At 53.5% G+C, this 12899-nt stretch carries 6 protein-coding genes; all 6 read left to right on the top strand.

All coding sequences use genetic code 11. The annotated features are described in order from the left end of the window. The first annotated feature begins 149 nt into the window (after positions 1-149). The 6 genes from KK078_RS17830 to treY all read left to right on the top strand — a co-directional run bounded on the left by KK078_RS17830 (position 150) and on the right by treY (position 12893). Entirely contained in the window at positions 150-2552 is a 2403-nt protein-coding gene (locus tag KK078_RS17830) for an ABC transporter permease (protein ID WP_254091662.1), read from the top strand. Between the two features lie 114 nt (positions 2553-2666). After that, positions 2667-3035, top strand: a complete 369-nt coding sequence (locus KK078_RS17825; protein ID WP_254091661.1) for a nuclear transport factor 2 family protein — start codon at positions 2667-2669, stop codon at positions 3033-3035. Positions 3036-3415: 380 nt separating this feature from the next. Continuing rightward, entirely contained in the window at positions 3416-4723 is a 1308-nt protein-coding gene (locus KK078_RS17820; RefSeq protein WP_254091660.1) for a glycoside hydrolase family 57 protein, read from the top strand. Beyond that, complete coding sequence (gene glgX, locus KK078_RS17815; protein WP_254091659.1) at positions 4713-6893, top strand: glycogen debranching protein GlgX; 2181 nt, start codon at positions 4713-4715, stop codon at positions 6891-6893. Before KK078_RS17820 ends, glgX begins: the two co-directional genes overlap by 11 nt. Further along, positions 6874-8697, top strand: a complete 1824-nt coding sequence (gene treZ, locus KK078_RS17810; RefSeq protein WP_317195944.1) for a malto-oligosyltrehalose trehalohydrolase — start codon at positions 6874-6876, stop codon at positions 8695-8697. Before glgX ends, treZ begins: the two co-directional genes overlap by 20 nt. Positions 8698-8702: 5 nt before the next feature. Next, the gene (gene treY, locus KK078_RS17805) at positions 8703-12893 is read left to right on the top strand and encodes a malto-oligosyltrehalose synthase (protein WP_254091658.1); all 4191 of its coding nucleotides are present in this window, start codon (positions 8703-8705) and stop codon (positions 12891-12893) included. Positions 12894-12899: the final 6 nt, after the last annotated feature.

The raw sequence follows: 12899 nt of genomic DNA, 5'->3' as shown, positions 1-12899 counted from the left end.
ACAAGCACTGTTCATTTATACCATCTATCGGACTCGGAAAAAGCGCCTTGCACATCGGTTTAAGGCACCTGAGAAATGGCACCGTACTTGCCCCCAGGGCTGTAACCTTTCGGCGTAAGGCCGGTATACCTGTTAACGTCCGCTTGCCTATGATCAAAAATTACTTCACGGCTGTCCTGCGCTACATATCGCGCAACAAAGGATTCACCGCCATCAACATCCTCGGCCTGGCCATCGGCATGATGGCATGCATGCTCATCACACAATATGTGCTTCACGAGTTCAGCTACGATGACTTTCACGACGAGAAAGACCGCATTTTCCGCGTACAGCTGGACCGGTATGACAAAGGCGAGCTGTCCACACGCTGGGCATCGGGTTGCGCGGGCATTGGCCCCGACCTAAAAACCGACTTCCCGGAGGTAGCGCGGTATGTACGGCTTTCTGGCACCAACGCCCTGTTGTCTCACGGCGATGTATATTTTAAAGAAGAGAATGTATTCTTCGCATCCGAAGATTTCTTCCGCATATTCTCAGTCAGGCTGCTGGACGGCGTGGACTCGGCCGTATTAAAGAAGCCCTTCCAGATGGTGATCTCGAAAAGCCTGGCGAAGAAATACTTTGGTGACGAAAACCCGGTGGGCAAGGTCATGAAGAACAACGGCAAGACGGAATATGAGGTCACCGGCGTATTTGAAGATCTTCCGATCAACTCACACATGCAGATCCATGCATTGCTCTCGTTCACAAGCCTGGAGAAATTGAACAACGATCCCATGCTCTCGTGGATGTGGGACGGCTTCCTGACATATATACTGCTGAACGAGCGTGCCGACGTAAAGGCGCTGGAGGCCAAATTGCCGGCGTACGTGCAAAAGAAGGCAGGCGAGGAGCTGAAGCGCTACAACGCCGACATGAAGTTTCACCTGCAACCCGTTAACACTATTCACCTCGACTCCAATTTCATTGGTGAATTTAAAGCCAATGGAGACCGGCAGGCTACCTATTTTCTTTCCATCGTAGCCGGGCTGATCCTGATCATCGCCTGGATCAACTATATAAACCTTTCGACTGCCAAATCGGTAGAACGTGCCCGCGAGGTAGGTGTGCGGAAAGTAATGGGAGGATTCCGGGCCCAGCTGGTACAACAGTTTTTATTTGAGTCGCTGCTGCTCAACGTGGTCGCCGTATTCATCGCCATTTTACTGGCGGTGATGCTGATGCCATCGTTCAGTACATTGACCGGTCGTGAAATCGGCTATACACTCTTTCAGCAGTCCTCTTTCTGGGGCTGGACGGCTGCATTGATCGTTGCGGGCGCTGTTGTTTCGGGCCTATACCCGGCCTTTGTATTGTCGGCCTACAGGCCCGTGGAAGTGTTAAAAGGTCGCTTTAAGAACACGAACAAGGGCGTGTTCTTTAGGAAAGGAATGGTCGTGGTACAATTCATAACCTCGATCACCCTGATCGTGGGAACATTCACCGTGTACCAGCAGATCAGTTTTATGCAAGACCAGCAGTTGGGTGTCGACATTCAACAAACGGTGGTCATCCACTCGCCGAACATTGTCGACTCGACCTACGAGAACAAGTTCCAGGTATTTAAGGAGCGCATAAGCCAATACCCCGAGGTGGTCAGTGTCTGTGCCTCGACAGAAGTGCCGGGTCGCCAACCGGGATGGAACGCGGGGGGGATCCGTACGCTTAGCCAGACCGATGAAGACGCCCAACAATATCGCGTCATCATGATGGACGGTGGTTTTATAAAAGCCTATGGCCTGGAGGTGGCCGCAGGCCGCGGATTCTCGGATGCCAACAAACAAGAATATAAGAACGTGCTGCTGAACGAATCGGCTACACGGCTCATGGGCTTTAAGAAGATAGAAGATGCGATCAACGACCAGATCTTTTTCTGGGGAGATACTTTTCGCATAGCCGGTGTCGTGAAAGACTACCACCAGGAGTCGCTGAAGAAGGCCTACGACCCGTTGATATTCCGGTATAACAGCGCGCCCGGCGGGATGTATTCCATCAAATTCAATACGGCAAACGTGAAGGAATCACTGGTGCGGTTTGAAACGGAATGGAAAAATGTATTTCCGGGCAACCCCTTCATTCACTTCTTCCTGGATGAGCATTACGAGCAGCAATACCGGGCCGACAAACAGTTCCGGAGTGTGTTTAGTATATTCTCGGGGTTGGCCATCTTTATCGCCTGTCTTGGCTTGTTCGGGCTTTCCTCGCTCACGGCCATTCAACGAACCAAAGAGATCGGTGTGCGGAAGGTGCTCGGAGCCACCGTGCCCGGCATCCTGCGTCTGATGAGTAAGGATTACCTTGTCCTCATGGTCATCGCTATTATGCTGGCCGTGCCATTGTCCTGGGGCGTTATGAATACCTGGTTACAGGACTTCGCGTATCGCATTCCGTTAACCTGGTGGCTCTTTGCATTGCCCAGCGCGGCGGTTGTGATCGTGGCCTTGCTGACGGTCGGCATACATACGCTCAAAGCGGCACGTGTAAATCCCGCCAAATCCTTGCGGTACGAATAATCCCGCCGCGGCAGACCGTGTAAACGCAACAATTATCGCCCGAACGGTTCGTTCATGGTAATTCGGTTGGCGGGAGGAACAGGAAGTGGCATCTTCCGTAAAATGCTGCTTCCCATGACTACCCTGCAAACCGACCGGAAGGCTCTTTTGTACAGAATGTACGAATCTATCAACGCCCGCGATATCGAGGCAGTCCTGGATTCCATGCACCACGACGTAAGCTGGGCAAACGGTATGGAAGGCGGGTTCGTATCGGGCCATGAAGAGATCCGCCAATATTGGCAACGTCAGTGGGAATATATCGATCCGCACTTCAAGCCCGTTCAATGTGACGCCATAGGCTCCGGCGAGGTCGTTGTGGAAGTACATCAGATTATCCGTGATCTTTTGGGAAATATAATATCCATTAAAGATGTCCAACACCTCTTCTGGTTCGAGGAGGGATACATCCGTACTATGCGAATCCTGCCCATGAAGGCATAGTAATTACCCGGGTTAATGTGATATCGTTCCGGGGAATTCCGGAGGTTTTTTACACTTTTTTTCATCCCTACCCACGCACTACGCACGACGGGTGCGCAGAGCTTGTCCCATGCATTCCCCAGGCATAGGTTTTTATTTATTGTTGGCATCAACCACAAGCTCATTTAATAACACTTTTTATGAAAACAACGAATCCTGGCCGAGATTTGCCGGCTCGCAATATAACGTTGACTAAACGCAAGCAGCCGGCTGATACCGAGACGGCTGACCGCCCCCTTTCACCGGTAAAATCCGGTCGATATATCGGTGATCACTATATCGAACGCTGGGGAGTTTTTTCCTCAGCAACCATAACGGACAAATAAAAAAGCCATAACAATATGAACGCTTCACCTAACGCACGCCCCACGCAAGAGCTGGTCCTGTACTTCCAGGTACACCAGCCTCGCCGGCTTCGGCCATTCCGTTTCTTTGATATCGGTTCACAACGCGAGTACTTTAACGATGATCTTAACCGGTCTATCGTCGAACGCGTCGCGCGCCAAAGCTACTTACCTACAAACGCTTTGCTGTTGAAGCTTATCCGCAAGCACCCCGAGATCAAAGTGACGTTCTCGATCTCCGGTATGGCCCTGGATCAATTTAAAGAGTACGCGCCCGAAGTATTGGATAGCTTTAAGGCTTTAGCCGATACCGGTTCTGTTGAGTTCCTGGCAGAGACCGACCAACATTCGCTGGCGTGTATGATGCCCGGCGACGAATTTGAGGTACAGGTGCTCGACCAGGTAGCCAAGCTGCACGAGTACTTCGGTATCAGGCCCACCGTGTTCCGAAACACCGAGCTTATCTATAGCGATGACATCGGCCGGCGCGTAGAAGCCCTGGGATTTACCGGTATATTTACCGACGGCGTAGAGAAAATACTGCATGGCCGTAAGCCCCATTACGTGTATCAGCATCCCGATCAGACGGGGCTGAAGATCTTGCTGCGCAACTACCGGCTAAGTGACGACATCGCGTTCCGGTTCTTTCAAAACAACCAGCCGCTGTCGGTCGAAAAATACATGACCTGGCTGAACGGCATACCGGCCCACGAGCAACTCGTTGTGCTGGGTATGGACTACGAGACCTTCGGCGAGCACCAGCGTCACGAAAGCATTCTGAAGTTCCTGGAGAAGTTTTTGCTGACCGTGGTTAAACAAAAACACTTTACCCTGGCCACGCCCTCGCAGGTCATTGCACACACACCCGCGGTGGATAACCTTCCGGTACCCTCGTACATATCGTGGGCGGACGAAGAGCGCGATCTCTCTGCCTGGCTGGGCAATGACATGCAACGCGATGCCTTCGAAACCATGCTGCGCATGGAGCAGGATGTTAAAAGCATAGACGATCCTCACCTGCTGGAGCGGTGGCGGTGGTTGCAGGCAAGCGATCATTTTTATTATATGTCGACCAAAAAGAGCAATGACGGCGTGGTACATGCATACTTCAGCCCGTATGCATCGCCGTACGAAGCCTTCATGAACTATATGAATATTCTGAATGATTTCTCGTATCAGTTAAGTAAATACGAACGCATCCCCGTTACGGAAAAACAAGAAGGTGCCCTTCGCTCGGAAGCCGATAGAAGAGAGATACACATGCCCACCTGGGCAATGACCCTGCAAAATACCTATGAACATTAAAGAAGCGGAAGTAGCAAAAAAAGTTAGGGCAAAAGTATATCCGGGAAGTCCATATCCTCTGGGAGCTACCTGGGATGGTAAGGGCGTGAACTTCGCACTCTATGCCGAAAATGCTACCGGTGTAGAGCTCTGTTTATTCAACCATCAGAACGACGAAGCGGAAGCGATAAGGGTACCCGTCACCGAGCGCTCGGCGCAAGTATGGCACGTATATATTCCCGATGCGAAACCCGGGCAACTGTATGGCTATCGCGTGCATGGCCCGTATGATCCCAGCAATGGCCACCGCTTTAACCCGGCCAAGTTGCTGATCGATCCGTATGCAAAGGCGATTGCAGGCAAGATTGAATGGAGCGATGCCCTGTTTGGATATGAAACAGGCAACGAGGCAGAAGACCTGAGCATGTCCGAGACCGACAGCGCACCGTTTCTGCCGAAGTGTGTGGTTATCAATCCTGAGTTCGACTGGGAGGGGGATCGCGCACCAAAAATACCGTATCACAGTACGATCATTTATGAAGCACACGTGCGCGGATTTACCAAGATGAATTCGGAGATACCCGAGGAGATCCGCGGCACCTATGCGGCCATCGGCCATCCCGTTACCATCGGCTACTTACAAGAACTGGGCGTAACCGCCATTGAGCTGATGCCGGTGCATCACTTCATTGCGGACCGCCACCTGGTGGAAAAGGGGCTGACAAACTATTGGGGGTACAACACCATCGGCTTTTTTGCCCCGGAGGTCCGCTACTCCGGCAGCGGCGTGCTCGGTGAGCAGGTCAACGAATTTAAACAAATGGTGAAGGACCTGCACAAAGCCGGCATCGAGGTGATCCTCGACGTGGTCTATAACCATACGGCAGAAGGCAACCAGATGGGGCCGACACTGTCGTTCCGCGGCGTGGACAACGCGAGCTACTATAGACTGGCAGAAGACAAACGCTTCTACTTCGACTATACCGGCACGGGCAATACGTTGAATGCGAATCTGCCCAATGTACTGCGCCTGATGATGGACAGCTTGCGTTACTGGGTGTTGGAAATGCATGTAGACGGCTTCCGGTTCGATCTGGCGTCCACACTAGCGCGTGAGCTGCACGAAGTGAACAAGCTGAGCGCCTTCTTTGATATTATCCACCAGGACCCCGTCATATCACAGGTAAAGCTGATCGCCGAACCGTGGGATGTGGGCGAAGGTGGATACCAGGTGGGTAAATTTCCACCCGGTTGGGCCGAATGGAATGGCAAATACCGCGATTGTATCCGCGATTACTGGCGTGGTGCCGACAGTATGCTGGGTGAATTCGCCCAGCGCTTCACGGGCAGCTCCGACCTGTACGAAGGGGACTACAGAAGCCCCACGGCCAGCATTAATTTTATTACCGCCCACGACGGCTTCACACTCAACGACCTGGTGTCGTATAACGATAAGCACAATGACGCCAACGGCGAGGACAACAACGATGGTGAAAGCCACAATCGCTCCTGGAACTGCGGCGCCGAGGGCGATACGGAAGACGAGGCGGTGAACGCCTTGCGCCAGCGTCAGAAGCGGAACTTTCTGACCACATTATTCCTGTCCCAGGGTGTGCCCATGCTGCTGTCTGGTGACGAGATCAGTCGCACACAACAGGGTAACAACAACGCATACTGCCAGGACAATGAAATTTCCTGGACCAACTGGGAGCACGCCGATAAAGATCTTCTGCAATTTACCCAGGGCCTGATACAGATGCGCAAGGATCACCCGGTGTTTTGTCGTCGCCGCTGGTTCCAGGGACAGCCCATCAAGGGTATCGGACTGGAGGACATTGCCTGGTTTCTGCCCGACGGTAGTGAAATGAGCGATGAGCATTGGAACAACGACTTTGCAAAGACACTGGCGGTCTTCTTAAACGGCCGGGGTATACATACGCCGGGGCCTAAAGGTGAGCAGATCGTCGATGATAGCTTCTATGTCATTTTTAACGCCCATCACGAGCCGGTGGAATACAAGCTTCCGTCTGCAAAATATGGAAAGGAGTGGATTCAGGTCCTCAATACGGCCGACGGAAAAATCGGTCGCGACAGCAAACATGCGCCGGAAGAAACGATCAAAGTAGAAAGCCGTTCGATTATGTTGCTTCAGCATAAGATTGCGTATGATAATGCCGGTAAAAACAAGTAGACGCACCCTGGGCGTCACCTTCGATTCATCGGGTACGGCATCGATACGACTTTGGGCTCCGCGGGCAAAAGCAGTAGCACTTCTGCGGGGTCAGGACGATACCCCCGAACTGCTGCACCAACAACCGTATGGATATTGGCAGCTGACCACCGATACGTTGCGCGAGGGTGACGTGTATCGGTTTCAAATTGACGGAAAAACAACGGTGCCCGATCCCGCCTCCCTCGACCAATCCGGGGGCGTGCATGGCCCGTCGCGCGCGCGAACGGTAGAGGGTTTCAACTGGACCGACTCCGCGTGGGTTAATCCAAAGCTGCAGGACTATATTTTTTATGAGATCCATACAGGCACGTTTTCACCCGCCGGCACGTTTCAAGGTATCCAGGAAAAATTGCCGTACCTGCGGGCGCTGGGCATTACAGCCATTGAGATCATGCCCGTGGCGCAATTTCCAGGCGACCGGAATTGGGGCTATGACGGGGTTTTCCCCTTTGCCGTACAGGCATCGTATGGTGGAGCAGAAGGCTTACAAAAGCTGGTCGACGCCTGCCACGCTCACGGCATTGCCGTCGTGCTGGATGTAGTATATAACCACTTCGGTCCGGAGGGGAATTGCCTGCCTGCCCTCGGGCAATATTTTACGGAAAAATATAAAACTCCCTGGGGCAATGCCATAAACTTCGACGATGCCGGCTGCGACGCCGTACGGAATTATTTTGTCGAGAATGCCCTGATGTGGTTTCGCGATTTCCACATCGATGCCCTGCGCCTCGATGCAGTACATGCCATACGCGATTTCAGTCCCAAACATATTCTGCGCGCTATACGCGAACACGTGGAGCAGTTGATGATCGAGACCGGGCGTCAGTATTACCTCATCGTAGAACTCGACTTGAACGACACACGCTTCATCGACCCGCTCGACCGCCAGGGATATGGCATGGACGCTCAATGGGTCGATGAGTTTCACCACGCCCTTCGGGTCGCGGCCGGCCAGCCCGCGACCGGTTATTATAGCGATTTCAAAGGCATCACCCACCTGGCAAAATCCTATCGTGATGCCTATGTGTACGATGGCATGTATTCCGAGCACCGGCAGCGATCTTTTGGCGTGAAGACAAATGGCCATTCCGGCGACCGCTTTGTGGTTTTTTCGCAAAATCACGACCAGGTCGGCAATCGTATGCTCGGTGAGCGTACCAGTAGCCTGGTAAGTTTTGAAATGCTCAAGCTGCTCGCCGCCAATACGCTGGTGAGCCCGTTCCTGCCGCTGTTGTTTATGGGAGAAGAATATGCCGAAACAAATCCCTTTCTATACTTCGTGAGCCATGAAGACAAAGCGCTGATCGAAGCTGTGCGGAAGGGACGCAAAGCAGAGTTCGCAGCCTTTCACGATGAAGGCGAGGCCCCCGATCCGCAGGCATCCGGAACATTCCAGCAATCCAAACTGGAATGGTCCCGTCTGCAGGAGCCCCGGCATCAAACCATGTTTACGTTCTATCAAACACTGATCGCCATCCGGAAACGCTCGGCGGCTTTACGTTGCACCAACAGGAACCAGCTTACTGTCACCGCGCAGGAAGAAACACAAACGTTGCGGCTTGACCGGTGGTGTGATCAGGAACACGCCCTGTGCCTGATGAATTTCTCGAGTGTCCCACAGACAATGTCCCTGGAGTCTGACGTGCGTTGGCGTCGCGTCCTCGACTCGGCCGACACAGAATGGGGAGGACCGGGTAGTTTGGCCCAGACGGGAGACCAGGTCACCTTGCAGCCCGAATCGTTTATACTCTATACGCGTTAAAGCTTATGTTCAATCCGGTTGCCACATACCGCATACAGTTTCACAAGCAATTCAATTTCACCGATTTTGAAAAAATAATACCGTACCTGCAAAAGCTGGGCGTAAAGACCGTATATGCGTCGCCGATCTTTGAGGCAGTACCCGGAAGTATGCACGGGTACGACGTGATCAATCCGCACCGGATCAACCCCGAGATCGGTACCGACAGCCAACTGCGCAGCATCAGCCGACAGCTGCGGGAAGCCGGCATCTTCTGGGTGCAGGATATCGTGCCCAACCACATGGCCTATCACCCTGAAAACCTTTGGTTAATGGATGTGCTCGAAAAAGGCCGCAACTCGGTATACGAGTCCTTCTTCGATCAGGCGTGGGCGAGCGAGCTGTTTCAGGGACGTCTCATCGTCCCCATTCTGGGCTCGTCGTTGGAGGACGTCCTGTTTAATCAGGAGCTTCAGATCAGCCGTGCCGAGCAACGGCTGGTATTTCAGTATTATGACAACGCCTATCCACTGCATCCGCGTTCCTATACAACGATCTTGCACGGTAGCGATATGCCCGATGCCATTCAGGTATTTATCAACCAGATTGAAGAGCTGCATACGATCGAAGAGCCGGTAGCCTATACCCTGCGTTGGCATGAGCTGATCCTGCAACTGGACGCACTTACCAAACGCGAAGACACACTGGAATACATCGAGCAGCGGATCCTCGCAACAAACGATGATAAGAAGTTGCTGCGGACTGTCGCCGAAGAGCAGAACTATGTATTTAACGCCTGGCAACAGGCCGATAAACGTATCACATTTCGGCGCTTCTTTACGGTAAACGAGCTGATCGGTCTGAATATGCAGTTCGGAAAAGTGTTCGAGCACTATCATAAGCTGATCAAGTCGTATGTGGACGAGGGGATATTCCAGGGCCTGCGCATCGATCACATCGATGGCCTGTACGATCCGACGCAATACCTGGAGCGCCTTCGCGCGCTGGTAGGAGAAGAGGTATACATCGTCGCCGAAAAGATCCTGCAGCTGGAGGAGGATCTCCCGGCAACATGGCCGATCCAGGGCACCACAGGCTATGAGTTTCTGGCCTGGGTCAACAACTTGTTAACCCCGCCCGATGCGGAGCAGCCGTTATCAAAATACTATGCAACGCTTGTTCCCGACGACGCTTCCATACAGGGACAGATCCGCGCTAAAAAGGCGAACATCCTGTTCCGCCACATGGGCGGCGAGTTGAACAACCTGGCCCGCTTTCTGGTAGATCTCAATCTTATCCCGAAAGAACGGAGGGCGCAGGTTTCCGCAGAAGACTTCAAGTCCTGCCTGGCAGAGCTCCTCATACGGTTCCCCACCTACCGGGCATACGGCAACAGAGTCCCATTGCCCCCCGGGGATGAGCAGCAGCTTCGTGCGCTGTTCCGGGGGATACAAGCGGAAATACCACAGCTCACGCAAGCCGTGGAATTGCTGGAAGAAGCCTTGCTGGAGAGGACCACCCGAGGGGACGAAGAATACAATGCCAGGGCCATCCGCTTCCTCATGCGGTGCATGCAGTTCTCGGGACCGCTTATGGCCAAAGGCGTGGAAGACACCCTCATGTATACCTATAACCGCTTCATCGGGCACAATGAGGTGGGCGACTCGCCGGAATACTTTGGCCTCTCCGTAGAAAAGTTTCATGAAATCATGAAACACCGCCAGGGGGCGTGGCCGCTTTCACTCAATGCCAGTGCCACGCACGACACAAAACGCGGCGAAGATGTCCGGGCACGCCTCAACGGCGTAGCAGCCTATGCTGCAGAGTGGGTGAAAACAGTGGAAGCCTGGCGAAAGGAAAATGCGTCGTTGCGGGAAAACGACCGCCCCGATGCAAACGATGAATACTTTATATACCAAACCCTCGTGGGCGCCTATACCGATGCCGGCGACAAGGAGTTTCCCGAGCGGCTGGAAGCTTATTTAACAAAGGCCCTCCGCGAGGCCAAACGGCATACCGACTGGGCTGCGCCCGACACAGGCTATGAGGAAGTAGTGAAGCGATTTACTACAGGTCTTTTGCAAACGCAACGCCCCTGGATGAGATCATTTCAGGAATTCTCCGCCCGCGCGACGGAAGCCGGAATCCGGAACTCATTGTCTCAGGTACTGCTGAAATTCACGTGCCCCGGCATTCCCGATGTGTACCAGGGTTGCGAGTTGTGGGACCTGAGCCTGGTAGACCCCGACAATCGTCGCCCCATAGACTACCACCATCGACTCGAACATTTGGAACAGCTGGACGAAGCCGCAGCAAAGGACGCCGCCGGTATCTGGAGCCAGCTATGGCACGATCGCCACGACGCAGGGATTAAGCTATGGCTTACAGCGCTTCTGTACCGTGAGCGGACCGCATCACAAGAAATATTCGCGGACGGTGATTATATACCCCTGGCGGTGGAAGGTATCCACAGTCGGAAGGTGATCGCCTTTGCACGAAGGCATAAGAGAAAACAATATATTGTCATCGCGCCCCTGTACGCTACGGCCGCGGCGGTGGATTGGCAGGATACCTGTGTACTACTTCCGTCAGACGCACCCGAACGCTGGGTGAATGTACTGACCCGTGAGTCCCGTAAAGAAACGAAACGCATACTGGTGAAGGATGTGCTGGCCGTATGTCCGGTGGGCTTACTCCGTGCAACGGAACCTGAGCGTAACCGTACCGCCGGTATCATTTTGCACATCACATCGCTGCCGGCGGCGTTTGGCATTGGCGACCTGGGGCCGCAGGCCTATGCCTTTGCCGACTTTCTATACCGCACGCACCAGACATGCTGGCAGATCCTGCCGCTCACCCCGACGTCAAAGGGTAGCGATGAGTCGCCCTACAGCGCGTATTCGGCCATGGCGGGAAATCCCTGGTTGATCAGCCCCGAGTTGCTGGCCGAAGATGGTCTGCTCACCGCCGAAGAGCTGGCAGCCGAACGCAAACCCGCTACAGCGGCCCTGGACTTTACGACTATGCGCGAGGCAAAGCAGCCCTTGTACGACCATGCCTGGAAGCGCTTCAAAACGGGTGAACATCACGCGCTGCAGCAAGCATTCAAGAGCTTTGTACAACGAGAAGCGGCATGGTTGCATGATTTTGCGGTATACGAAGCGCTTCGCGAGCACTACCACGAAAAGAGCTGGTCGTTGTGGCCGGAGGAGTTTAGAAGGCGCAACCCGCAGGCGCTAAAACAATTCAGCGATACACACGCCGAGCGGTTGGACAAAGTCCGTTGGCTGCAGTTTATATTTGATCGCCAATGGAAAAAGCTGAAGGCCTATTGCCATAGTTTAGACATTCGTTTCCTCGGTGACATGCCGTTTTACATGGCCTTTGATTCCGCCGATGTTTGGGCCAATCCGGCACTCTTTGAATTAGACGACCAGCTTCGCTCGCAGTATGTCGCCGGCGTACCACCCGACTATTTTAATGACCAGGGACAGTTGTGGGGCATGCCGGTATACTGCTGGGATACGCTGAAAGATTCGGGATATGCCTGGTGGATCGATCGCCTGCGTAAAAATATAGAGCTTTTCGACCTCGTTCGGCTCGATCATTTCCGTGCATTCGAAGCCTATTGGGAAGTACCGGCCGATGCCAGGACCGCCGTAGGAGGGAAGTGGCAAAAAGGCCCCGGAGAGGAATTCTTCCACGCCGTCAGGCAAGCACTCGGAACGTTGCCGTTCATAGCCGAAGACCTGGGCGAAATAACGGACGAAGTATACGCGCTGCGTGATACGTTTGAATTTCCGGGCATGAAGGTACTTCAGTTTGCCTTTGGCGACGCGTTGGCAACATCACCGTACATACCCCACAATTTCGAAAGCACAAATTACATTGTATACACCGGCACGCACGACAACAATACAACACACGGGTGGTATGCCGAGCTTGATCCCGCCGTTCAAAAAGCAGTCCTTGGATATGCCGGCACTGCCACCGAGACACAGGCGGTGCCGTCGGCGCTGATACGATTGGCCTATGGGTCAGTTGCGCGCACAGCTGTCATTCCCATGCAGGACATCCTCGGCCTGGCGAGTGACGCCCGCATGAATACACCCGGTTCTGTAGGCGAGAACTGGCGTTGGCGCATGGTGCCCGATGCTATAACAGCAACAACGGAAGAGTCGCTGAGAACACTGACGAAGTATTACAACCGGGGATAAGCCCCG

The organism is Dawidia soli, from assembly GCF_018598185.1.
In the GTDB taxonomy this organism is placed as follows: Bacteria; Bacteroidota; Bacteroidia; order Cytophagales; family Cyclobacteriaceae; genus Ohtaekwangia; species Ohtaekwangia soli.
Note: the sequence above shows the minus strand (reverse complement) of the source record. Positions and strands in the feature narration are given on the sequence as shown.

Excerpts from the sequence above, each read along its gene's own strand:
- glgX (WP_254091659.1), top strand. The coding sequence starts at position 4,713 with ATGAACATTAAAGAAGCGGAAGTAGCAAAAAAAGTTAGGGCAAAAGTA.
- treY (WP_254091658.1), top strand. The coding sequence starts at position 8,703 with ATGTTCAATCCGGTTGCCACATACCGCATACAGTTTCACAAGCAATTC.
- KK078_RS17825 (WP_254091661.1), top strand. The coding sequence starts at position 2,667 with ATGACTACCCTGCAAACCGACCGGAAGGCTCTTTTGTACAGAATGTAC.
- KK078_RS17820 (WP_254091660.1), top strand. The coding sequence starts at position 3,416 with ATGAACGCTTCACCTAACGCACGCCCCACGCAAGAGCTGGTCCTGTAC.
- treZ (WP_317195944.1), top strand. The coding sequence starts at position 6,874 with ATGCCGGTAAAAACAAGTAGACGCACCCTGGGCGTCACCTTCGATTCA.
- KK078_RS17830 (WP_254091662.1), top strand. The coding sequence starts at position 150 with ATGATCAAAAATTACTTCACGGCTGTCCTGCGCTACATATCGCGCAAC.